Below are 24,314 nucleotides of genomic sequence, written 5' to 3' on the forward strand. Positions count from 1 at the left end.
GTTAAATGCGCCCGATCACGTGGCCCTTGGCGCCTTTTTTCTGTGCCAGCAAACACAACCAATCATGCGCCACCGTGGCCGCGGCCAATGCGGTGATTTCGCCGTGGTCATAGGCGGGCGCCACCTCGACCACATCCATGCCGATCAAGTTTAGATCACCCATGCCACGGATCAACTCCAATCCTTGCCAACTGGCCAACCCACCCACCACGGGCGTACCTGTGCCAGGGGCAAATGCGGGGTCGAACCCATCAATGTCGAACGAGATATAAACAGGCGCATCGCCTGCACGTTTTTTGATAATATCAAGGGCGGCATCAATGCCATTGCGATGCACCCACGGCGCGGTCAGGATTTCAAAACCCGCATCCGTATCATTATATGTACGCAGCCCAATTTGTGTGGATTTTGATGTATCAATAATCCCATCCGCCGCAGCGCGCGCAAACATCGTGCCGTGATCCAATTGTTTGCCATCATCGGGCCATGTGTCGCAATGGGCGTCAAATTGCACCAATGCAATCGGCCCGTGTTTTTCGGCATGTGCTTTTAACAATGGATAGGCGATGAAATGATCGCCCCCAAGGGTCAACATTTTTGCATCCGATTTTAAAATTTCTCGTGCGTGATTGGTGATCGTATCAGCAATCGTTTCGGGATGATGGGGGTCCATGTAACAATCGCCATAATCCGTGACGGCAAGCGTATCAAATGGGAAAAACCCAAATGGAAATGCATCCAATTCCGCCAATTGCGTTGATGCTTCGCGGATTGCGCGTGGCCCAAAACGACAGCCAGAGCGATTGGTCACAGAACAATCATACGGCACACCGCTGACCACCACATCAACATCGTTCAATTCACGGGTGTAACGGCGGCGCAGAAAGCTGAGCACACCAGAATAGGTGCGATCATCCGAACGCCCCAAATTTTCATTTGATCGAAATGCAAAATCACCTTTGGTTGTCATGGTTGCAATCCCTATAGTCGGTTGAGGTAGGTGCGATATTCAATCGGTGCGATTTCCGTGGTTAACTGCGCAATTTCATCGCGCCGCACAGTGGCGTAAATATCGCGATATTCCGCGCCAAAAATTTGTGCGGCAATATCCGATGTTGCGAATTTTTCAACGGCTGTTGACCAATCATGAGTCAGCTTTTCAGGGATCACCGCATCATCGGCATCAATCGCGGGGGGCACGGGCAATTTGTTATCCAGCCCATGTAACATCCCACCCAAAATGGCGGCAAAGGCAAGGTATGGGTTCACATCTGCACCGCTAATCCGATGTTCCAGACGTGCGTCGTTGTTATCCGTGTCGGGCAGACGGATCGCAGCGCCGCGATGATCCAATCCCCAATTTGGATGGGTTGGCGCAAAGCTGTTTGCCTGAAAACGGCGATATGAATTGAGGTGGGGCGCAAAAATCGCCTGTAATTCTGGCATGGTTTCCAAAACACCACCAACAGCGTGGAACAGGCGTTCGCCCACACCATCATCGCTGGCGAAAATATTATTGCCATCATCATCCAACACAGATGCGTGCAAATGCATACCATTGCCCGGGTGTTCGGCGTATGGTTTGGCCATAAACGTGGCCTCCATCCCGTGATTTTGCACCACACCGCGCACAAGGCGGCGAAACATCAGCGCGGTATCGGCGGCGTAAAGCACATTATCGGTATGCTGAAAATTGATCTCGAACTGGCCGGGGCCAAATTCCGCGATCAATGTATCAATCGGCATGTCCATCGCCAATGCGGCGGCCTGAATATCGCGTAACAAATCCTCTGATCGGCTCAGCACATCCAGATCATAGTTTTGCGCATCGGGCGACCAATCGGGCGGGGTTGGGGATTGATCGGGGTCATCGCGCGGATGGAATACGTAAAATTCCAATTCGCAAGCAATCACAGGGTGAAGCCCCTGCGCCTTGAACCGATCCCAGATATTGGCCAGTATTTGGCGAGATGATAGCGTGCTAATTTCGCCATTATCATCGGTCATTTCGACCAAAATTTGCGCCACATCGCCATCTGCCCATGGCACATTGCACAGGGTTTCAACAACTGGCACCAAATCGGCGTCGGGGTCACCGGCAACAATGCCAAGTCCCGTTTCATCCACATCATTGCCCAAAATATTGGGGCAATAGGTGGACATGGGCAAGCGCACGCTGCCTTTGCCAAGTTTGTCAATTTCGCTGCTCGGGAGCCATTTGCCGCGTAGCACCGCGTTCATGTCACATAACATGATTTCAATGCGTTCGGGCGTGCCATGTGTTTGGCAATATTCGGTGTAGATGTCTGAAAAATTGGACACGTTCATCTTCTCATTATAAGGTTGGTTTACACTATCAGGCGGATTGATTTTGTCCACTGTATGTGCGCCAGATCGGCATAATTTATAACAGGATACTATCGTGAGTAACGCATCTGCTAAAGGCTGGCTCGATAACGTGCCAGACGCGTTTAAAGCCTATCGTAATAATCGCCAATTGGACGAGGTGGAATGTATCATTCCCGATCTTGCAGGCATGTCACGCGGCAAGGCAATGCCCGCGTATAAATTTTCACCAGATGAAACATTTTTCCTGCCTATATCATTGTTTTATCAAACAATTTCTGGTGAATATGTGGATATGGACATTGAAAATCAATGGCTTGAAAAAGACATTGTTTTGCGCCCCGACATGGGTACGGTTACGGCTGTGCCTTGGGCCGAAGACCCCACCATGCAGGTGATCAACGATCTGGAAACACGCGATGGCACGCCATTGCCGATTGCACCGCGTAATGTCTTAAAACATGTGCTAAAGCTTTACGCAGATCAGGGCTGGCGCCCCGTTGTGGCACCCGAATTGGAATTTTATCTGACCACGCCCAATACCGATCCCACCGATGATATTGAACCCATGACAGGGCGCACAGGGCGCAAGGGTGCGGGACGCCAAGCGTTTTCCATGGTTGCGGTGGATGAATATGGCGAAGTGATCGATAAAATCTATGACTACGCCGATGCGCAAGGCCTGTTGATTGATACCGTGATCCAAGAAGGCGGCGCGGGACAAATTGAAATCAATTTGATGCATGGTGATCCATTGGCGCTGGCTGATCAGGTGTTTTATTTCAAACGCACTATCCGCGAGGCTGCGTTAAAATACGGGGTTTTCGCGACATTCATGGCCAAACCGATGCGCGATGAACCCGGCAGTGCAATGCATATTCACCAAAGCATCGAAGACATCAAAACCGGCGAAAACATATTTTCCGACAAGGATGGCAAACCCACCGATGCGTTTTATCATTTCATCGGCGGGTCACAAAAACATATCCAATCGGCGATGCCATTGCTCGCGCCATATGTGAATTCATATCGCCGCATTTCAGGCCAGATGAGCGCACCAACCAATCTGGAATGGGCCGAGGATAATCGCACCACGGGTATTCGCGTGCCAAATTCAGGGCCCAAGGCACGGCGCGTGGAAAACCGTGTCACGGGCAGCGATACAAACCCGTATTTGTCCATCGCCGCAAGTCTGGCGGCGGGCTATCTGGGGATGATGAATAAAATCGAACCCCGCCCAGAGGCCAAGAAAGAAGTTTATAAATCCGAACTTCCCTATAGTTTGAATTCCGCCTTGCGTCAGTTTGATATGGCAACCGAATATCGCGCCGTTTTGGGCGAAGAGTTCTGCAAACTTTACAGCGATATTAAACATGCCGAACTGGATGAATATCAGCGCGAAATTTCACCATGGGAACGCGAACATCTGTTGTTGCAGGCCTAAATGGCGGCGTTGGATCTATTGACGGCGAATGATGTGGCGGGGGAATATCCCGCGTCATATTACGCCGCCACGGCCAAACCATTGCCTGTATTTTCGCCCGCCAAGGGGCGGATTGATGCAGATATTTGTATCATTGGTGCGGGGTTTACGGGGTTATCATCTGCGCTTCATCTGGCGCGGGCGGGTTATCGCGTGGTGGTGTTGGATGCACAACGCATCGGGTTTGGTGCATCGGGGCGCAATGGTGGGCAGGTTGGCAAAGGCCAGCGTCTGGAACAGGACGAATTGGAAACCATGCTGGGGCGCGAACATGCACGCGCGCTTTGGGATATTTCCCAAGACGCTGTGCAATTGGTCAAAGATTTATGCGCAGATATGCCCGATTGTGCGTTTCAACACGGGTTAATCCACGCTGCGCACCGCGAACGATATGTGGCACATGAACATTCATACGTTGATAAAATGGCCGCTGAATATGACTATCCGCATATGCGCAAACTGGATCGCGATGCGCTGCGCGATTTGGTCAATTCCGATGCCTATTTCGGTGGTTCGTTGGATATGAATGCGGGGCATATTCATCCGCTGCGCTTTGCGCTTGGGCTTGCGCGGAAATGTGTGGATGCAGGAGTGCAGTTTTTTGAACAATCGCGAGTTACGCGCATTGATCGGGGCACGCCTGCCCACGTTCATACAGCGGACGCAGAAATCGATGCGGATTTTGTGATTGTTGCCTGCAACGGGTATCTTGGAAATCTGGAACCAAGCGTGGCCCAACACGTGATGCCCATTGGCAATTACATCGTGGCAACCGAACCAATGGATGTGGCGAATATGAACGCGGTGGTGAAAAACCATTACGCGGTGGCAGACACAAAATTCGTGGTGAATTATTTTCGGTTCTCCGATGATAATCGGTTATTGTTTGGCGGCACGGAATCCTATGGTTACAAATTTCCGCGCGATATTGCGGGAAAGGTGCGCAAACCCATGGCGGCGATTTTTCCACAACTGGCAGATGTGAACTTTGATTATGCGTGGGGTGGTACGCTTGGCATTACCATGAACCGTATGCCCCATTTTCACCGTGTGTCTGGCAATATCTTATCGCTGTCTGGTTATTCTGGCCATGGAGTTGCCATGGCAACCATGGGCGGGAAATTGGCGGCAGAGGTGATCCAAGGCCAAGCGGAACGGTTTGACATCATGGCAAATGTACCAAGCCAAAAATTCCCAGGAGGTGTGGCGCTACGCAACCCGTTGCTGATCGCAGCGATGGTTTGGTATTCGCTGCGCGATAAATTGTAACGCCAATCTATGGGCGCTAGGTATTAAGCAAAAAATACCGCATCAGTCCGTAAACATACAGGGCTGCAAACATCATATTGATATATTTCAACTGTGGCTCATTGCGCAGCCAGCCACAATAAATCCAGATCAAACAAAACGGCAGGCTCAGCATCATCGCTGCCAATTGCCAGCCCTGAACCACCGCAATCGCACTGCCCAGACCCAAGCCAAAGGCCAGCCATTTCAACGGTTGCTCGAAACGCGCAAACATCATCAATGTCATTCAAATACTTTCGGAATATCAGCGCCGTGAACCCGGCGTTCTGATCATGTCGAACGTATATCCGTTGAAAGATCGGCGCAATATTTTTCGCACTGAGCGACGGTTATTCGCGCCCATCCACCAGATTGGATAGCCAATCGGGGTCCATTTCGGGAACTGATGACAACAACAATTGGGTGTAGTCGGGATAGGGTGGGGACATGACCACGCTTTTGGGGCCTTGTTCGACAACGCCGCCTTGGTACATCACCACGATTTCGTCGCTGATGGCTTGAACCACCGCGATGTCGTGGGTGATGAACAGATAGGTGATGTTGAATTCTTTTTGCAAGCGTAGCAACAGGCGCAAGATGCCCTCTTGGACGATCTGATCAAGGGCGGATGTGACCTCGTCACAGATAATTACCTCTGGTTCTGCGGCCAATGCACGTGCGATACAGACACGCTGTTTTTGCCCGCCTGACAATTCCGATGGCAGACGGTCGTAAAAAGTTTGATCCAGCTCGATCATGTCCAACAATTCAAGAATGCGATCTTGTTTTTTGCGCCCGCGCAGCCCGTGGTAAAATTCCAACGGGCGGCCAATGATTTCAGCCACGGTTTGGCGTGGGTTCATGGCGGTGTCGGCCATTTGGTAAATCATCTGAATGCGCTGCAACTGATCTTTGCTGCGATCCTTTAATGCAGGGGGGAGCGGTTCACCGTTAAACAGGGTTTCACCCGTTAAGGGGGGTAATAATCCCGTAATCACACGCGCGGTTGTGGATTTACCAGACCCTGATTCACCCACCACGGCCACAGTGGTGCCGCGTGCGATTTTGATATTCACATCGTGCAAAACCTTGACCGTGCCCGCATAAGCGGCATCAACATTTTTGACCTCTAGAACCGTATCATCGCTGATGTTTTCGGGTTTTTCCAGTGCGCGCACAGACCAGAGCGATTTTGTATAATCCTCGGTTGGGGCGGACAGCATTTTGCGTGTTTCAGCCTCTTCCACCTCTTCGCCGTAACGCAGAACCTTGATGAAATCGGCCATTTGCGCGACCACGGCCAAATCATGGGTGATGTAAATTGCGGCGGTATTGAACCGTTCGACAATATCGCGCATCGCAACCAACACTTCGACCTGTGTGGTGACATCAAGCGCGGTTGTTGGTTCGTCGAAAATAATCAAATCTGGGCGTGATGACATCGCCATTGCGGTCATCATGCGTTGCAATTGACCACCTGATACCTGATGGGGGTAACGATCACCGATATTATCGGGATCTGGTAATTGCAATGAAGCGTATAATTCACGCGCGTCCGATTGTGCGGCGTCACTGGTTTGCAATGACGCATCTAATGTGGATTCAACGGTTTGATCCAACAAGCGATGTGCGGGGTTAAATGATGCAGCGGCGGATTGCGCAACATAGGCAATGCGTGTGCCCCAAAGCGCGCGAAGCTCATCCTCTGTCGCGTTGATCAAATCATGCCCGTCAAAATCAATTGATCCACCGGTGATTTTACATCCCGGGCGTGCAAACCCCATGGCGGCAAGGCCAAGTGTGGATTTCCCCGCGCCAGATTCACCGATCAAACCCATGACCTCGCCACGTTTCAAGGTCAGATCGACACCTTTGATAATCGGGTGCCACTTTTCATCTGAAAACCCATCAATCGTGATGTTTTTCATTTCAAGCAGGACATCGCCTTTTTGGCCTTTGGGGTTATCAGTGGTCATCTTTAAGTCCGCTTGATTTATGCAAGAACCAGTCAACGACAAAGTTCACAGCAACGGTTAACAGGGCAATCGCACCCGCAGGGATCATCGGCGTTAAGGCCGCCGTCAGATCATATTTGGCAAATTGGATCATGGATGCATTATCGCGCACCATTGATCCCCAATCGGCGGTGGGTGGTTGAATTCCCAAGCCCAAGAATGACAATGCAGCGATGGTTAAAAACACGAAACAGAACCGCAGGCCGAATTCGGCGATCAAGGGGGGCATGATATTTGGCAAGATTTCGCGGCGCATGATCCAGCCCAGTTTTTCCCCGCGCAATTTTGCCGCTTCGACGTAATCCATCACCACGACGCTGACCGCGACGGAACGGGTTAATCGAAACACGCGTGTGCTGTCGAGCACGGCGATGATGCAGATCAGGCTAAACACGCTGGACCCAAAAATGGTCAGCAACATCAGGGCGAAAATCAAACTTGGGATTGCCATCAGGATATCGACCCCGCGTGACAATAACTGATCCAGCCAATTGCCACTGATGGCCGCAACCAGACCCAAACCGCCACCAATCAGGAATGATAATAACGTCGCCGCCAGCGCGATGCCCATCGTATTACGCGCACCGTAAATCAGGCGTGAAAACACATCGCGGCCAATTTGATCGGTGCCAAAAATATGTTCGCCACCCCAAGGGGCAAACGGTGCTGGGAATACCTGTGCTTCGCCATATGGCGCGATCAGGGGCGCGAAAATTGCGACGATAAAATAGATCGCAATGACGATCATGCCAAACCACGCGGACCATGGTGCCTTGGACAATTCGATCTTTGCCATTTGCCAGCGTGTGCGGCGTTCGCGCAATGCGCCAACTTCGCCAGCGGCGGAATATGTTTGTTCTGTATCGCTCATCGTGGGTGCAGCAACCTTGGGTTTGTAACGATGCCAATGATATCGGCGATCAGGTTCAAAATAATATATGTGGCGGCGAAAATAAGGGCACATGCCTGTACCACGGGGATATCGCGGGTGGTCACCGCATCAACCATCAACTGGCCAATGCCAGGGTAAACAAACACCACCTCAACCACGACAACGCCCACCACCAAATAGGCAAGGTTAAACGCGATCACGGTTGCAATCGGTGCCCATGCGTTTGGCAATGCGTGGCGCAAAATCACGCGGGCGCGCGACACGCCCTTCAGCTTGGCCATTTCGATATACGGACTGGCGAGCAGATTGATAATTGCCGCGCGTGTCATGCGCATCATGTGCGCCACAATCACCAAGGTGAGCGTGAGCGCTGGTAATGCACATTTATAAATACGTTCCATGAATGGCGTATCCACATTCACATTTGCCAGCGATGGAAACACAGGCCAAAGCGATGCAAAGAACAAGATCAACAAATATGCGACGAAAAATTCGGGAAATGAAATCGTGGTCAATGTCGCCGCGTTCACCGTGCGATCATACATTGTGTTGCGATAAAGTGCGGCCGTTACTCCAAGGAATAGCGCAAGTGGTACGGCCACAATTCCTGCCATGCCCGCCAAGAACAATGTGTTCCACAAACGTGGCGCAATCAAATCAATAACCGCGCGCGATCGATCAACCCCAGATGCGGCGCGCCCTGAAAATGACGTGCCCAAATCACCGGTCATCACCGACCCAACCCAGTTGAAATAGCGAAGATATGCAGGTTGATCCAACCCTAATTCACGGCGAAACGCGGCAACGGTTTCTTCGGTGGCGGCCTGTCCAAGCACGGCTTGGGTGAAATCGCCTGGCAAAAATTCAATCGCGCTAAAGATGATTAAAGACACAAAAAACAGCGTGATAAGCCCCAACAACAGCCGTTGTAGGATGGTTCCAAGAATTGGATGCACTTAATATTCTCCCTCTCGCGCGGGTTTATCCCGCTGCGGTTTTGTTAATTTAACGCAGGGCATGGTGTGTTTGTAAAGCATTTGCTTGTATTTTGTGCGCAATGCGTATGTTTTATAGGCGTTGGAAACGCTGGGTCACACATAATTTTTACAAAGATACATTGGTAAAGCGCGGGGAATCATGCAACAGTCTGCGCGGCGGAATGATCCAACCAATAAAATAATGGATCACCTACTATCCAACTGGAGGACTAAAAATGAAAAAATTATTTCTTGCCAAGCAAGCCACAAAATTGACAGCAGGTCAGATTGATCGCCGTCAATTTGTGATGTCTGCGCTGGCCGCGGGCGTTGTGTTGCCAAGCGCGTTAAGCATGGCAGACAAAGCCATTGCCGCGACACCCAAAAAGGGCGGATTGCTGCGCCAAGGTATGGCACACGGTGGCACCACGGATTCGCTTGATCCTGCAACATATGAAAATTCCATGATGACGGGCATCGGTTTTGCCTATGGTAACTGTCTGACAGAAGTGGGCCCAGATGGTGCGCTGCGCCCTGAACTGGCCGAAAGCTATGAATCATCAGATGCAAAAACATGGGTGTTTAACCTGCGCCAAGGTGTGGAATTTCACAACGGCAAAACCCTGACAGCGGATGATGTGATCGCATCCTTGAACCATCACCGCGGCGAAGACAGCAAATCAGCAGCCAAAGGATTGCTGGCCCCAATCGTATCCATGAAAGCGGATGGCGCAAATCGCGTTGTGGTCGAATTGGATGCGCCAAATGCTGGTTTCCCATTCATCGTATCCGATTATCACCTTGTGATTATGCCATCGGTTGATGGTGCGGTGGATGCGCAGGCAGGCGTTGGCACCGGTGGCTATGTTTTGGAAAACTTCGAAGCAGGCGTGCGTTCAACATTTAAGCGTTTCGGAAATTATTGGAAAGAGGGCACCGCGCATTTCGACGAATTGGAAATGCTCAGCTTGCTTGACACAACCGCACGTCAAAACGCGATTATGAATGGCGATGTTGATGTGATTGACCGCGTCGATCCAAAAACTGTTGCCCTGTTGGCGCGTGTTCCAACGCTGAGCATTTTGGAAGCAGCGGGTACATTGCATTACACAATGCCAATGCGTGTGGATGCAGCACCGTTTGATAATTACGATCTGCGCATGGCATTGAAATATTCAATCAAACGCCAAGAGTTGGTTGATAAAATTCTGTTGGGCCATGGTCAAATCGGTAACGATCACCCGATTTCAACTGCCAACCAATATCACGCCGCCGATCTGGCGCAGCGTGAATTCGACCCTGAAAAGGCAATGGAGCATTACAAAAAATCGGGTCATTCTGGCACAATCCAATTGTCTGCATCCGATGCGGCATTTGCGGGCGCGGTTGACGCGGCGCAATTGGTTGCAGCATCCGCCAAAGAGGTTGGTATCGATGTGGAAGTGGTACGCGAACCATCCGATGGGTATTGGTCAAACGTGTGGAACAAGAAACCTTGGTGCACATGTTACTGGGGTGGTCGCCCGACAGAGGATTGGATGTATTCATCCGCCTATACGGCCGACACCGAGTGGAACGACACTGCATGGCGCGATACGCCAGATGCGAAACGTTTCAACGAAATCGTTATTGCCGCACGCGCGGAATTGGACGAAGCAAAACGCCGTTCCATGTATTTCGAAACTCAACAGTTGATCCATAACGACGGTGGCGCAATCGTGCCAATGTTTGCAAATCACATTCATGCCTTGTCCAAGAATTTGGTGCACGATGAACAGGTTGCTGGTAACTGGGAACTGGATGGTGGTAAAAACACCGAACGCTGGTGGTTTGCATAATTACCAATTGAATGATGGGAAAGGGCGGTCAGCAATGATCGCCCTTTTTCGTTTGAGCAAATAAAATGACCTGATCATCACCAGTAATTTTTGCATTGTGCAATTCTTGATCAAAACCAAGTCGAAAACCCCATTTTCATTCCCCAAGATATGGGTATGATTAAGATATTAATTTCAAATGCGAGTCTTGTTATGGCCAAACCAGTTGTTGGTATTATCGGAAATTCATACATCATCGACGATAGCTATCCCGTGCAATCCACAGGGGTGAGCAATGTCGAGGCAATCGCGCGGGTGTCGGGCGCATTGCCCGTGGTGATCCCTGCCATTCCCGATTTAGTGAATATTGATGATCTGTGTGGCCGCTTTGATGGGTTTTTGTTCACAGGTGGGCGCCCCAATGTGCACCCCGAAGAATACGGAGAGGCTGAAACGCCAGCGCATGGACAGTTTGATCGCGATCGTGATCGCGTCGCCTTGCCTTTGATCCGCGCTGCTGTGGACAAGGGCATACCGATCCTTGGTATTTGTCGCGGGTTTCAGGAATTTAACGTCGCCTTTGGCGGATCGCTTTATCCCGAAATTCGCGATCTGCCCGGACGCATGAACCACCGTATGCCCCCTGATGGCACGCTCGAGGAAAAATTCGCGCTTCGCCATGATGTCAGCCTGATCGAAGGCAGTGAATTTTCAAAAATGTTTGGCGCAACCGTGGTGAAAACCAATTCGCTGCATGGGCAGGGGATCAAGGAAAAGGGTGCGCGTATCATTATCGAAGGTCACGCCCCCGATGGCACACCAGAGGCAATCCGCATCGCCGATGCGCCCAGCTTTGCCATGGCGGTGCAATGGCATCCTGAATGGCGCGCGCATGAATGCGGTGTTTCACGCCCCTTGTTCGAAGCATTCGGCCAAAGCATGCGCGAACACGTTTAATCAAAAACCGTTACGCCACGACATTCACAGGCACTTGCGTTGCTTGGTGCATGCCCTTGCGCTAGCATCAGGTAAATCCATCTGTGCAAAGGGGCGAAGATGAAGCTGAACGTCAACGGAAATGAACATGAAGTGGATGTCGAACCCGACATGCCGTTGTTGTGGGTTTTGCGCGATGAATTGAATATCACGGGGCCAAAATACGGCTGTGGCGTTGCGCAATGTGGCGCGTGTACGGTGCATATTGATGGTATGGCTGTGCGTTCCTGTCAGATGGCGGCGGGTGATGTGGATGGTGACATCACCACGATCGAAGGATTGGGAACACCCGATGCCATGCATGCGGTTCAGGCCGCTTGGGTCGAACATCAGGTGGCGCAATGTGGATATTGCCAATCGGGGCAAATCATGGCCGCCGCATCATTTTTGGATGTGAACCCAGAACCAACAGATGATCAAATTGATCACGCCATGTCGGCCAATCTGTGTCGCTGTGGAACCTATCCACGCATCCGTGCCGCCATTAAAACCGCCGCCAAAAATTTAAGCGGGACGTGAATATGGGACGTATTGGAAATATCGCAAGACGTACATTTTTAATCGGGTCCGCCGCTGTTGCGGGGGGTGTTGCCTTTGGCACCTATGCCTATAAAAAACCAACGGATAATCCGCTGTTGGATCATCTGGGGGAGGGTGAATCCGCGATCACGCCATATGTGCGCATTGATGGCCAAGGGATCACATTAATCACGCCGCGTGCCGATTTTGGCCAAGGCGGATATTCCACACAAGCGATGTTAATCGCCGAAGAATTGGATGTTGATCCCAACGCCGTGCGCCTTGACCCCGGCCCGCCAAGTGCGGCCTATTACAACGGTGCCGTGATGGAAGAGGCATCGCCATTCCCCGCCTATAATACCGATCCAATCGCCGAACGTGCCCGCAGTTTCATGCATGTCCCCGCTAAATTATTGGGGCTGCAAATTACGGGTGGGTCATCCACCGTTCCTGATACATTTGTAAAATTGCGCAGCGCTGGATGTGTGGCGCGTGAAACGTTGAAACAGGCAGCGGCGCAAATGGCGGGTGTGGAACGCAGCGCGTTGAAAACCCAAAACGGACAGGTGATTTTGCCAGATGGCAAAACGCTGTCATATGTGGAACTGGCACCGCTTGCCGCAACACTTGATCCTGTGATGGATGTGCCATTGCGCGATGAATCCACGTGGAAATATATCGGCAAGGATACCACCAAACGCGTTGATATGATCGCACGTTGCACGGGCACATTTGATTACGGCATTGATTTGGCGTTTGACGATATGGTTTACGCATCCGTGCGCGCAAATCCGGGTATTGGCGGTGGTGTGAAATCATACGATGCGAACGCGGCGCAATCCATGCGCGGCGTGCAAAAAATCGTGCCCATTACATCGGGTGTTGGGGTGATTGCCGATAATACTTGGCGTGCAATGCAGGCGGTCAATGCGATTGATATCACATGGGATGCACCCGATTACCCCGCCAGTTCCGATGAAATCTGGCAGGTGTTGGAAAATGCCATATCGGATGAATATCAAGACACCCGTAACCGCGATGATGGCGATATTGACGCCGCGCTTGGCGATGGTGATGTGCTAGAGGCGACATACCGCATTCCGTTTTTGGCGCATGCACCGCTGGAACCGATGAATGCCATTGTCAAAGTCAGCGATGATAAATGCGAAATTTGGACAGGCACACAGATCCCGGGCTTTGTCAAAGCACATGCCGCCACGATGACAGGTTTGGATGCAGATCAGGTGTTCGTTTACACGCAACCGATGGGGGGCAGTTTTGGTCGGCGGTTAGAGGACACATATGTTCTGCAAACCATCGAATTGGCGATGGCGGTCAAGGGCACACCTGTGAAAATGACATGGTCACGTGAAGAAGATTTCGCCCATGATTACCCGCGTTGTGCACAGGTCAGCCGCGCACGGGGCAAGGTTGCCAATGGTCAGGTGGACAGCTTGGATTTATCCATCGCAGCACCATCAACGGCGGCGTCTTGGTTCGGGCGGATCGCGATGGCGCCCCCAGGCCCCGATGCATCATTGGTGGCGGGTGCGTGGGATCAACCCTTTGCCATTCCCAATTATCGCGTCACGGGATACCGCGCACCTGAAACCGTTCCGGTCAGTTCATGGCGATCTGTTGGCGCATCAGGAAACGGGTTTTTACACGATTGTTTCTTGGATGAATTGATCCACCGCGCGGGGGCAGACCCATTGATGGAACGCATTCGTTTGTGCCATCACGATGTATCGCGCAAGGTTTTAGAAACCGTGGGCGAGATGTGCAATTGGAATGGTCATGCGATTGGCGAAAACCGTGGGCGCGGCGTTGCTTTCACCATGGCGTTTAGCGTCCCTTGCGCCCAAGTGATCGAGGTGACGAACACACCAGATGGCATCAAGATCGACAATGTCTGGGTTGCCGCCGATGTTGGCAAAGTGGTGGAACCCATAAACCTTGAAGCGCAGATTTTTGGCGGGGTGATTTTTGGATTGGGCCATGCAATGAATTGCGAACTGACCTATGACAATTATGTGCCCGATCAAACGAATTATCATCGCTTTGAGGGAATGCGTTTATATCAATGCCCCCAAATCATGGTCAAAGCCTTGGAAAACGGTGCGAAAATTCGCGGCATTGGTGAGCCGGGTGTTCCCCCGGCAGCGCCCGCATTGGCCAACGCGATTTTCGCCGCCACGGGGCAGCGCATTCGTGAAATGCCGCTGAACAAACATATCAATTTTGTATAGGGGCGAGCGATGAACCGTATTGTGAAAACAGTTATCTTTGCGCTGGGCGTTATGTGTGTGACAGCACCGCTGTTCGCCGAAGGTGAAACCGATTTGGTTGTCACCCAACCCACCACCCCGATCAGCACCGAACAGGGCATGGCGGCATGGGATCGCATTTATGCGGTGGCCAGCCATCCGCGCTGTGCTAATTGCCATGTTGATGCGCGCAACATTCCGATCTGGACGGATGATGCCACGGGTATGGATCGTGTGCACGGGATGCATATCAATGCTGGCGAGAGCCGTTTGGGCGCCGAAGGTTTGATGTGCGCAACTTGTCATATGACATCAACGCGCCCCAACACCATTGAACACGCGCCACCCCATGCGGGGATTCCATGGCAGCTCGCCCCAGTGGAATTTTTGTGGCACGGTCAGAGCAGTGTGGATATTTGCGAACAGATGCGCGACGCAGATCGCAACGGCGGGCGTGATGGTGCGGGATTGGTTGAACATATCCTGCATGATGTATCGCTTGGCGGATTTATCGCATGGGGGTTTAACCCCGGCGCTGGGCGTGAACCCGCCCCTGGCACATTGCAAAACCATCTGGATGATATGATCACATGGACAGCCGCCAGCATGCCATGTCCCAATGATTAAGGAAAACACATGAGCGCAGGAATCGCAGGTGCCGTTTTAATATTTGTCGCCATTTGGCATTTGACCGAATGGATGATGTCGCATCGTGACAAAGATACATTGGTGTTGATCCCATTTGGGGTGCTTTATGCCATATTGGGATATCTGATTGTGAATCTGATCGGTGGTAAGGTGGTTTTGGCCATCGCATTGATTTGTGTCAGCATTGGCATGACCGCCGCCATCACCGTGCGCAAAACCAGCAGCGTGCGCCCATGGGTGATGCGGGCGTTTATCCTGATTGATATGGTGATTATCACCTGTTTGATTTTGGCGTTATTGGCGTAAATCAGAACCAGCAAAAAAATCTGTGAGTTGAGTAAAATAATTCTTGAATAATTTTATATTTCAAATATTCATGAAATATGGAAATAGAACTGATAAATCGCCTGTCCGCATTAAGCCATCCGCAACGCATGGCTGTGTTTCGCCTGTTAATGCGGCGTTGTCCTGATGAATTGCCCGCAGGTGAAATTGCCGATGCGTTGGGGTTCAAGGCCAGCACCGCATCGGTGTATTTATCCACGCTGACAAGTGTTGGGTTAATTGCACAGCGCCGCGATGGCACGCGGCTTTTGTATGCAATCAATCTTGGTGCCGCCAAAGACGTGGTTGCGGGGTTGTTTTTTGATTGCTGTCGTGGACGCGCCGATGTTTGCCCGCCGCAATTTGCAAATATCATCGATGGGGTGGCGCCAAGAGGTGATAAAAAATTCCATGTTCTGTTTGTCTGTACGGGCAATTCTGCGCGATCCATTTTTGCTGAAACGATTTTGCGCGATCATGCAGGGGATAAATTCAACGCCTATTCGGCGGGGACAATGCATCGATCCGAACTGAACCCATTTGCAATCAAAATGTTAGCGCAAAAAGGTCATAGCGTGGATGATTTGTGGTCCAAAAACATTTCCGAATTTCAATCATCACAAGCACCGCGAATGGATTTCGTTTTCACCGTTTGCGATCGTGCGGCAAACGAAGAATGCCCAACATGGGCGGGTCAGCCCGTTTCAGGCCATTGGGGTGTGCCAGATCCGGTAAAGGTCACAGGAACCGATGCGCAAATCAGCCTTGCATTTCAAACCGCCTATGGTGCGCTTTTCAATCGGATCAGCGCATTCACATCATTGCCATTTGACACATTGGATCGCCAGTCGTTGCAAAAACGTGTCGATGAAATCGGTCAACAACCCGCTGAATAGGATTTGATATTATGACAGTTTATGCGTTGAACGGCCTTGGCCGTATGGGGAAATTGGCGCTGCGCCCTTTGTTGGAACGGGGGGCAAAAATCGCGTTTATCAATGATGCGGTGGGTGATCCAGAAATGCATACGCATTTGTTGGAATTTGATTCCGTGCACGGGCGTTGGGATGCCGAATTTGCCCATGATAGCGATGCGATCACGATTGATGGTACGCGTATACCCGTGACATGCACACGCGATTTGAATGATCTGCCCCTTGATGGGGTGGATGTTGTGATTGATTGCACAGGCGCGTTTAAAACAGAGGCAAAAATTGCACCCTATTTCGCGAAGGGCGTGAAAAAGGTTGTCGTTTCCGCCCCCGTCAAAGACGGGCCAACCGCCAATATCGTTTATGGTGTGAATGATGATATTTATGATCCAGATACCCACCACATCATTACCGCCGCAAGCTGTACCACCAATTGTTTGGCACCTGTGGTCAAGGTGTTGCAAGAATCGATTGGCATTAAACACGGATCAATCACCACAATCCACGATGTGACCAACACGCAAACAATCATTGATCGCCCGGCCAAGGATTTGCGCCGTGCGCGATCCGCGCTGACCAATCTGATCCCAACCACCACGGGGTCGGCCACAGCGATCACGCTGATTTATCCTGAACTTACGGGCAAATTGAACGGCCATGCGGTGCGCGTCCCGTTGTTAAACGCATCGATCACCGATTGTGTGTTTGAGATGGAGCGCGACACAACCGTGGACGAGGTGAACGCATTGTTCGAAACCGCCGCCGCTGGCGCATTGAAGGGGATATTGGGCTACGAAACCCGCCCGTTGGTTTCATCCGATTACACCAATGATAAACGCAGCAGCATCATTGATGCGCCGTCCACAATGGTGGTGAATGGCACACAGGTGAAAATCTATGCTTGGTATGATAATGAATATGGCTATGCGCATCGTTTGGTTGATGTCGCAATGATGGTTGGCGGTGCGCTGTGACACGCGCGGGGGGGCTTGCACCGTTTATCACCGTCACCGCGGCCTATTGGGCGTTTATGCTGACCGATGGTGCGTTGCGCATGTTGGTGTTGTTGCATTTTCACACGCTTGGGTTTTCGCCCGTTCAACTGGCCTATCTGTTTGTTCTTTATGAAATTGCGGGGGTGATTACCAATCTGTCGGCGGGCTGGATCGCGGCACGGTTTGGTTTGACCGCAACGCTATACGCGGGGTTGGGGTTGCAGGTTGTCGCGCTCTTGGCGCTGGCACAATTGAACCCCGCATGGGGTATCACCGCATCGGTCGTGTTTGTTATGATTATCCAAGGATTGTCGGGCGTTGCCAAGGATTTGGCAAAGATGAGCTCGAAAAGCGCGGTTAAAATCCTTGCCCCGACCGATGGTGGTGGATTGTTCCGCTGGGTCGCGGTTTTGACGGGATCAAAAAACGCGGTCAAGGGCGTTGGGTTTTTGTTGGGCGCACTAGTGCTGGCGCTATTTGGATTTGTGCCATCGGTATTAACGATGGCGGCAATCTTGGCGGTGATCTTGATCGCTGTGGTGATCGGCATGCCATCTGGTCTGCCCGTGGGGCGCAAGGATGCAAAATTTTCCGAAGTGTTTTCCAAAAATCGCAATATCAATTGGTTAAGTGGTGCTCGGTTATTCCTGTTCGGGGCGCGTGATGTTTGGTTTGTGGTGGGCATTCCGATTTATTTTTACGCCGTGTTGTCCGACGGCAGCCATGACGGCAACCGTTCGGCATTTTTTATGATCGGGTCGTTTATGGCCGTTTGGACGATCCTGTATGGCATTGTCCAAGGATACGCTCCGCGTATTTTACGCGCGGCGAACCGAACACATGGGGAAATACTGGCACAGGCGAAACGCTGGGTTGCGTTGTTAATCATCACGCCTGCGGTGTTGGCGGCATTGGTGTGGGTTTTCCCCGAACCATCCAATGCGCTGACCATCACCATTGTGATTGGTTTGTTGATTTTTGGCGCGATTTTTGCGGTGAATTCATCGCTACATTCCTTTTTGATCCTCAGCTTTACCGATGCAAAACGGGTGACGATGGATGTGGGGTTTTATTATATGTCCAATGCGGCGGGGCGATTGGTTGGCACGGTGTTATCTGGTGCGACATATCAATTGGGTGGTTTGCCGCTGTGTTTGGGGACAGCCGCCATTATGATCGCGATCAGTTGGATTGCCACGGCGCAGTTGCGCAGTAACCCCACGAATTGACAGCACCCCACGCAAACGCCATAGTTCCGGTTCTATCGAAACTATGGGGTTTTTATGTCGCTTCCACGGATATCCATTCAGGCATTGGATGCGTTTGAGCGGGTTGCGCAATCTGGATCGGTTCAAATTGCAGCAGGGGAAATGGGATTGTCGATTTCATCGGTGTCCCATCATATTGCGCGCCTTGAAGAACAAATGGGTGTGACCTTGTTTGATCGATCATCGCGCCCATTCACATTGACCCATGCGGGGCAAAAGGCATTGGGGCATTTATCCCAAGGTTTATTTCATCTGCGCCGCGCCACAAGCGAAACACAGATTTCAGGATTGATCGGTACACGATCCTTGCGCATCGGCATCGTCGAAGATTTCGAAAGCAACGTCACACCCGAATTGGCGGTGGTGTTATCCCAGCAAATGCCACGCGCAACATTGTCGATCCGCAACATCCTGAGCCACGAAGCACCTGCATTGTTACGTAAAGGTGAAATTGACGTGGCCGTGGCATCCATGGGTGATGGGATGGGTGCAGATATTATGGGGGAAACATTGCTGCGCGACCCGTTTGTTATGGCGCTTCCTGATGGGCTGGACGTTGATCCAAATGCGTTGATGGGTGGGCAGGGGAAATTATCGTTCCTGCGATTTAACCGCAATCATTTGATTGGAAAACAGATCGACGAACATTTGGCGCGAAGCCGTATAAACTTGGTTGAACGGTTCGCATTTGACAGTGCGCAATCCATTATGGCGGTGGTTGCCAGTGGCGCGGCATGGTCGATTATCACACCACTTGGGTTTATGCGCAGCGAACGGTTTGCGCCGCGTGTGCGGCTTTATCCATTGCCCTCTGCCGCCTTTGCACGACAGATAAATTTGATGTCACGTGCGGATTTTGATGAACCCACACGGCGTGCCATCGCGGGGGTGTTGCGCCAGATCATTGATCGCACAGCGGTGGTGCCGATCAAGGGGATATATCCGTGGTTATCGGACAGCTACACCGTGCTGAACAGCGCGAATTAGCCCCAATTACACGCTTATGATCCAAGATATCAGTTTCGAAATTATCAAAACTGTTTCATTTTGATTGACCCGATCAGCGGCTGTGATTTGCTGATAAAAACAAATTTTTTGACCTAAGGATTCCCAAGATGAAAGATCAGGCACGCGTTGTTGTTATAGGTGGCGGTATCGCGGGGTGTTCGGCGCTTTATCATTTGACCCAAGAGGGCTGGACAGATGTGATGCTGATCGAACGCGATGAATTGACATCGGGCACCACTTGGCATTCGGCGGCCCAGGTCACGAATTTTGGCATGACGCAAACCATGGTGGGGCTGAAAACCCATTCGATCAATCTTTATCAAGAATTGCGCGACGATCCCGAATATCCCGTGGGCTATAACTTTGGTGATGGCGGCATTCGCCTTGCCAATACCGCGGAACAGATGGATGGCTATCGCCATTTTGCATCCATGGCCGCAGGCATGGATGTGGAATTTGAGGTGATCGACGCCGCCGAATGCGCACGGCGCCATCCGCTTATTTCAACGGATAACCTGTTGGGTGGTTTGTGGGACCCAACCGATGGGCATATTGACCCTGCACAATTATGCCAAGCCTTGGCACGGCGTGCACGTTTGGCAGGGGCAGAGGTGAACCGCCACACGTCGGTGACGGGATTAACCCAACATCGCGATGATACATGGACCGTTCACACCGACAAGGGCGATGTGAAATGCGAAATTGTGGTCAATGCAGGCGGGTATCGGTGCAATGAAATTGGCGCGATGATGGGCGTGCAACACCCCGTTGCATCCATGGAGCATCAGTATTTTTTAACCGAGGATATCCAAGGGATCGTTGATGCGGGCCACCGCATTCCATTGCTGCGCTGTCCGATCAGCGATTATTACTGTCGCCAAGAAAAGGGTGGGCTTTTGCTTGGGTTTTATGAACAGGATTGCCGCACTTGGGGGATGGATGGGATTGACCCTCATTTCACCAATGCGCTCTGTCCCGATGATCTGGATCGTGTGACGGATGTGTTAGAGGGCGCATTTGCCCGCATGCCCGCATTGATGGAAACCGGTATCCGCGAAGTGGTGAATGGCCCAATCACCTATACCATTGATGGGGCGCCATTGGTGGGGCCAATCCCCAATAAACGCAATGCGTTTTGTATCATTGGCCTTCGTGCCGGGCTTGGCGAAGGTGGCGGGCATGGCTGGTTATTGGCGCAACAAATTGTGCATGGCGAGGCTGAATATGACACTTGGGTCATTGATCCGCGCCGTTTCACAGGCCATGCGAGCGTTGAATTGACCGCGCTCAAGGCGATTGAGGATTACCAAAACGAATTTCGATTTCATTTCCCCCATGAACACCGCCCCGCAGGGCGCCCGATGAAAACAACCCCGCTGACAAATGTGTTGCTGAGCGAGGGGGCGCATATGGGCACGGTGAATGGATGGGAGCGCATTGATTATATTATGCCGACACCCGATTTCACCGAAACGCTGGGGTTTCGTTTTAACGAGGTGCACGATGTTGTCGCCGCAGAGGTGCAAAATGTTGCAACCAATGTCGGCCTGACCGAGGTTTCAGGGTTCAATCGGTTCGAACTAACCGGCAATGACGTTCACAGTTTCCTTGATCGGATGTTTTGTGGTGTGGTCACCAAACGAGCAGGGCGCGTTGGGCTTGGCTATTTGTTGAACGATCATGGAATGCTCAAGGGCGAGGCCACGATTGCCAATATCCCCGCATCGGATCGCGGTGGGAATCGCGTTTGGTATGGTTCCGCAGCGGCATCAGAATTTCACGATATGGATTGGCTGCAATCGCATCTGCGCGATGACGAAGATGTTGCGATAAAATCCCTGACCAACCAACAAACCATCCTTGTTTTGGCAGGACCAAAGGCACGTGATGTTTTATCCGCCGCTGCGCGTGGGGATTGGTCACGCGATGCATTCCCGTGGTTATCCGTACGCGAGGCTTATATCGGCATCGCGCCCGCCACCGTTCTGGGGATTAGCTTTTCTGGTGAACTGGCCTATGAAATTCATGTCCCGAATGAAAATCTGCATGCGGCCTATGCCGCGTTGCGCAAGGCGGGTGCGGCGCATGGTTTGCAATTATTTGGCGGGCGCGCGGTTGATTCAATGCGTCTGGAAAAAGGGTTCTTGCATTGGAAGGCAGATATCCTGACGGAATTTGATCCGTTTGAAACGGGGCTTGATCGGTTTGTGAAAATGGACAAACCCGATTTTATTGGCAAAGCGGCGCTGGAAAAACGCATGGCGGCGGGTATGCAGCGCAAACTTGTGACATTGGTTGTTGATACAAAAGATGCACCCGCACATGGCGGCGCATCGGTGCGCATTGATGGGCGGATCGTTGGCACGGTCACATCGGGTGATTGGGGGCATCGCACGGGGTTAAACCTTGCCTATGCGTTTGTGGAACCTGCGATTGGGGTTCCAGATACGCAAGTGACGATTGACGTTATTGGAGAACCAACAGCGGCGCGTGTGATAGAAATGGGGCCATATGATCCAAGTTACGCGCGAATGCGGGCGTAATGCGATTATGGAAAGGTTCACTTTGGAAAGTGGTGCCCGGGGGCGGATTTGAACCACCGACACGAGGATTTTCAGTCCACTGCTCTACCCCTGAGCTACCCGGGCATGGGTTTCGGATGGTAACGTTTCATCCTTGGGTCGGCGCGTTTTAGGATAGGGATAAAGGGTGCGCAAGAGGAAATTTTATTTAATGCAATTTAGATTCATCAGGGATGGTATCTGATGACATTCCGTCACCTTCATCGGTTTCTTGTGCGGGGATGGCATAGGCCCCTGTGAGCCATTTTCCCAAATCCAAATCGGCACAGCGCTTGGAACAAAATGGTCGGAATTGTTCGGTTTCTTCTTTTTCACAGATTGGGCAGGTCATAACAGCTCGTTTAATGGAATCCGTTCGCGTTTTCGTTGTAATTCATAATGCCCAAGAGGGGTCCAGCCGACAAGGGCTGTATCGATCCCATCGGCCTTAAATGCGCTGCGCAATGCGTTTTCAAAGGCGCGGCGATCCTTTTTCGGCATTGGGGCCAGATCCAGCACGATTTGCCCACCCAAGCCACGTAATCGCAATTGGCGCGGTAATTCACGAGCCACGGCCATATTGGCCTTTAACCCAGCGCTTAGGGAAAAATCATTGCCTGTGTTCACGTCCACGGCGATCAATGCGCTGGTGGGTTCGATAATCATCGATGCACCTGCGGGTAGGGGCGCACGGGGTTTTTCAAGCGCATGGATATGATCCCAAACGCCCAGTGTTTCAAAGCTATCTTCATCTTGGTGGACTTCGTCAGGATCGGGATTAACCCAATCGCGCCACGCTTTGGTGGCAGCGTCGGGTGCGGCCAGCAACATTTCAGGTGCGCCCGCAGAATCGCCAGTAATAGCCAATGCGATATCGCGCATGGCGGCAATATCATCGGCGATGGCGTCATCGGCGACCAGTTCACATGATGATCGCAGGATCAGACCAAAATGGTCTGGCACACTGTCCAGCACCGAATGGGCGATTTCCAACAGCCGTTCGCGTTCATCATCGTCGCGAATGCGCCGTGCGATATTCAGACCCGGTGCATCGGGTGTGATAATGGCATAGCGGCTTTTGAATAACAGTTTTTGCACCACGGGTGCCGCCTTGCCAGATTCGGCGTGGGTTGCGACCTGAACCAACATAGTGGTGCCTGGTGAAATTCCCTTGGCATTGCGCAAAAATCCACGTTTGCCATTACCAAGATCAAGGATAATCCCGTTTTGCCCCTTCATCGGTTGCAAGGATTTGGCGCGGTAAATTGATTCTGGCTGTGGGCCGTCGGATTTGGCGTCGATCAACAGATCATGCAATGCGCCATCCAGCAACAATGCAGCGGCAGAGCGACCATCAATGTGATCAATGACGGCGATACGTCCGTTTTTCATGACATTTGGTTCCCATCAAATGCAATGGGATAGCCGGCGGCGGCCAGCATCCCAGCTGTTTCTGTCAGGGGCAGGCCAACAACATTGGTATATGACCCGTTGATCGCAGGAATGAATGCCGCACCGATCCCTTGGATCGCATATCCACCTGCTTTGCCTTGCCATTCGTTGGAGCGGATGTAATCCGATATGTCACGATCAGACAGGGTTTTAAATTGCACCGAAGTTTGCACATCGCGCTGTTTTACACCATCACGCGTGCGCAATGCCATTGCGGTGATCACACGGTGGCGCCGCCCTGATAGCAGATTGAGATATTGCGCCGCTTGTGCGGCGTCGATTGGTTTGCCCAAGATGCGCCGCCCCACGGCCACAACCGTATCAGCGCAGAGCACCATTTCGCCGTCGCCAAGCGTGATCGCTGATGCTTTTTCCAGCGCCAAACGGCGCGCATAAACGCGAGGCAATTCAGATTTTTGCGGGGTTTCGTCAATATCGGCGGGGCGAATATCACTGGGCACCACGCCGATCTGCGCAAGCAAATCGCGCCGACGCGGGCTTGCTGATCCGAGAACCAGTTTCACCTG

The 24,314-nt window shown here is 51.7% G+C and carries 22 protein-coding genes and 1 tRNA gene; 13 read left to right on the forward strand and 10 right to left on the reverse strand.

Features of this window, described 5'->3' with window-relative positions; all coding sequences use genetic code 11:
- Position 1: 1 nt before the first annotated feature.
- The gene (speB, locus tag IE094_RS07915) at positions 2 to 970 is read right to left on the reverse strand and encodes an agmatinase (protein ID WP_189640033.1); all 969 of its coding nucleotides are present in this window, start codon (positions 968 to 970) and stop codon (positions 2 to 4) included.
- 11 nt (positions 971 to 981) lie between these two features.
- Positions 982 to 2,322 carry a glutamine synthetase family protein gene (locus IE094_RS07920; RefSeq protein ID WP_189640034.1) on the reverse strand — a complete coding sequence of 447 codons (1,341 nt, stop codon included), beginning with the start codon at positions 2,320 to 2,322 and terminating at the stop codon, positions 982 to 984.
- A gap of 100 nt (positions 2,323 to 2,422) precedes the next feature.
- Between IE094_RS07920 and IE094_RS07925 the strand changes: the two genes are divergently transcribed.
- On the forward strand, positions 2,423 to 3,790 hold the full coding sequence (locus IE094_RS07925) for a glutamine synthetase family protein (protein ID WP_229802157.1): 1,368 nt from the start codon (positions 2,423 to 2,425) through the stop codon (positions 3,788 to 3,790).
- A gap of 9 nt (positions 3,791 to 3,799) precedes the next feature.
- Positions 3,800 to 5,098 carry an NAD(P)/FAD-dependent oxidoreductase gene (locus tag IE094_RS07930; protein WP_189640258.1) on the forward strand — a complete coding sequence of 433 codons (1,299 nt, stop codon included), beginning with the start codon at positions 3,800 to 3,802 and terminating at the stop codon, positions 5,096 to 5,098.
- Between the two features lie 16 nt (positions 5,099 to 5,114).
- On the opposite strand, the gene IE094_RS07935 is transcribed toward IE094_RS07930, so the two are convergent.
- The 4 genes from IE094_RS07935 to IE094_RS07950 all read right to left on the reverse strand — a co-directional run bounded on the left by IE094_RS07935 (position 5,115) and on the right by IE094_RS07950 (position 8,979).
- Positions 5,115 to 5,363, reverse strand: coding sequence for a peptidase (locus IE094_RS07935; protein WP_189640035.1), 249 nt, complete (start codon positions 5,361 to 5,363; stop codon positions 5,115 to 5,117).
- A gap of 103 nt (positions 5,364 to 5,466) precedes the next feature.
- On the reverse strand, positions 5,467 to 7,092 hold the full coding sequence (locus tag IE094_RS07940; protein ID WP_189640036.1) for an ABC transporter ATP-binding protein: 1,626 nt from the start codon (positions 7,090 to 7,092) through the stop codon (positions 5,467 to 5,469).
- Positions 7,082 to 8,002, reverse strand: coding sequence for an ABC transporter permease (locus tag IE094_RS07945; protein ID WP_189640037.1), 921 nt, complete (start codon positions 8,000 to 8,002; stop codon positions 7,082 to 7,084). Before IE094_RS07945 ends, IE094_RS07940 begins: the two co-directional genes overlap by 11 nt.
- Positions 7,999 to 8,979 carry an ABC transporter permease gene (locus IE094_RS07950; protein ID WP_189640038.1) on the reverse strand — a complete coding sequence of 327 codons (981 nt, stop codon included), beginning with the start codon at positions 8,977 to 8,979 and terminating at the stop codon, positions 7,999 to 8,001. Before IE094_RS07950 ends, IE094_RS07945 begins: the two co-directional genes overlap by 4 nt.
- 257 nt (positions 8,980 to 9,236) lie before the next feature.
- On the opposite strand from IE094_RS07950, the gene IE094_RS07955 reads away from it, so the two are divergent.
- The 11 genes from IE094_RS07955 (at position 9,237) to IE094_RS08005 (ending at position 22,317) form a co-directional block, all read left to right on the forward strand.
- Positions 9,237 to 10,838 carry an ABC transporter substrate-binding protein gene (locus IE094_RS07955; RefSeq protein WP_189640039.1) on the forward strand — a complete coding sequence of 534 codons (1,602 nt, stop codon included), beginning with the start codon at positions 9,237 to 9,239 and terminating at the stop codon, positions 10,836 to 10,838.
- A gap of 192 nt (positions 10,839 to 11,030) precedes the next feature.
- Entirely contained in the window at positions 11,031 to 11,774 is a 744-nt protein-coding gene (locus tag IE094_RS07960; protein ID WP_189640260.1) for a gamma-glutamyl-gamma-aminobutyrate hydrolase family protein, read from the forward strand.
- Positions 11,775 to 11,873: 99 nt separating this feature from the next.
- Complete coding sequence (locus IE094_RS07965) at positions 11,874 to 12,332, forward strand: (2Fe-2S)-binding protein (protein ID WP_189640040.1); 459 nt, start codon at positions 11,874 to 11,876, stop codon at positions 12,330 to 12,332.
- 2 nt (positions 12,333 to 12,334) lie between these two features.
- A complete protein-coding gene (locus IE094_RS07970) occupies positions 12,335 to 14,581 on the forward strand; it encodes a xanthine dehydrogenase family protein molybdopterin-binding subunit (RefSeq protein WP_189640041.1) in 2,247 nt (748 codons plus the stop codon).
- A 9-nt stretch (positions 14,582 to 14,590) separates the two neighbouring features.
- Complete coding sequence (locus IE094_RS07975) at positions 14,591 to 15,226, forward strand: hypothetical protein (protein ID WP_189640042.1); 636 nt, start codon at positions 14,591 to 14,593, stop codon at positions 15,224 to 15,226.
- A 9-nt stretch (positions 15,227 to 15,235) separates the two neighbouring features.
- Positions 15,236 to 15,553: a hypothetical protein gene (locus tag IE094_RS07980; protein ID WP_189640043.1), complete on the forward strand. Its 318-nt coding sequence runs from the start codon at positions 15,236 to 15,238 to the stop codon at positions 15,551 to 15,553.
- Between the two features lie 77 nt (positions 15,554 to 15,630).
- Positions 15,631 to 16,467 carry an arsenate reductase/protein-tyrosine-phosphatase family protein gene (locus IE094_RS07985; protein ID WP_189640044.1) on the forward strand — a complete coding sequence of 279 codons (837 nt, stop codon included), beginning with the start codon at positions 15,631 to 15,633 and terminating at the stop codon, positions 16,465 to 16,467.
- Positions 16,468 to 16,478: 11 nt separating this feature from the next.
- Positions 16,479 to 17,477 (forward strand): ArsJ-associated glyceraldehyde-3-phosphate dehydrogenase, encoded by a 999-nt coding sequence (locus IE094_RS07990; RefSeq protein ID WP_189640045.1) that lies wholly within the window; start codon positions 16,479 to 16,481, stop codon positions 17,475 to 17,477.
- The gene (arsJ, locus tag IE094_RS07995; RefSeq protein ID WP_189640046.1) at positions 17,474 to 18,727 is read left to right on the forward strand and encodes an organoarsenical effux MFS transporter ArsJ; all 1,254 of its coding nucleotides are present in this window, start codon (positions 17,474 to 17,476) and stop codon (positions 18,725 to 18,727) included. The genes IE094_RS07990 and arsJ overlap by 4 nt, the downstream gene beginning before the upstream one ends.
- 54 nt (positions 18,728 to 18,781) lie before the next feature.
- Complete coding sequence (locus IE094_RS08000; RefSeq protein WP_189640047.1) at positions 18,782 to 19,753, forward strand: LysR family transcriptional regulator; 972 nt, start codon at positions 18,782 to 18,784, stop codon at positions 19,751 to 19,753.
- Positions 19,754 to 19,881: 128 nt separating this feature from the next.
- Positions 19,882 to 22,317: a GcvT family protein gene (locus IE094_RS08005; protein WP_189640048.1), complete on the forward strand. Its 2,436-nt coding sequence runs from the start codon at positions 19,882 to 19,884 to the stop codon at positions 22,315 to 22,317.
- 30 nt (positions 22,318 to 22,347) lie between these two features.
- Here the strand turns inward: IE094_RS08005 and IE094_RS08010 are convergent.
- From IE094_RS08010 to IE094_RS08025, 4 genes are all read right to left on the reverse strand, one after another.
- A tRNA-Phe gene (locus IE094_RS08010) sits at positions 22,348 to 22,422 on the reverse strand.
- Positions 22,423 to 22,504: 82 nt separating this feature from the next.
- The gene (locus IE094_RS08015) at positions 22,505 to 22,687 is read right to left on the reverse strand and encodes a DNA gyrase inhibitor YacG (protein ID WP_189640049.1); all 183 of its coding nucleotides are present in this window, start codon (positions 22,685 to 22,687) and stop codon (positions 22,505 to 22,507) included.
- Positions 22,684 to 23,727, reverse strand: a complete 1,044-nt coding sequence (locus IE094_RS08020; protein WP_189640050.1) for a ribonuclease E/G — start codon at positions 23,725 to 23,727, stop codon at positions 22,684 to 22,686. Before IE094_RS08020 ends, IE094_RS08015 begins: the two co-directional genes overlap by 4 nt.
- Entirely contained in the window at positions 23,724 to 24,311 is a 588-nt protein-coding gene (locus IE094_RS08025; RefSeq protein ID WP_189640051.1) for a Maf family protein, read from the reverse strand. The genes IE094_RS08020 and IE094_RS08025 overlap by 4 nt, the downstream gene beginning before the upstream one ends.
- Between the last annotated feature and the right edge of the window lie 3 nt (positions 24,312 to 24,314).

The sequence above is a fragment of the Paramylibacter ulvae genome (assembly GCF_014652655.1).
GTDB classification, from domain to species: domain Bacteria; phylum Pseudomonadota; class Alphaproteobacteria; order Rhodobacterales; family Rhodobacteraceae; genus Amylibacter; species Amylibacter ulvae.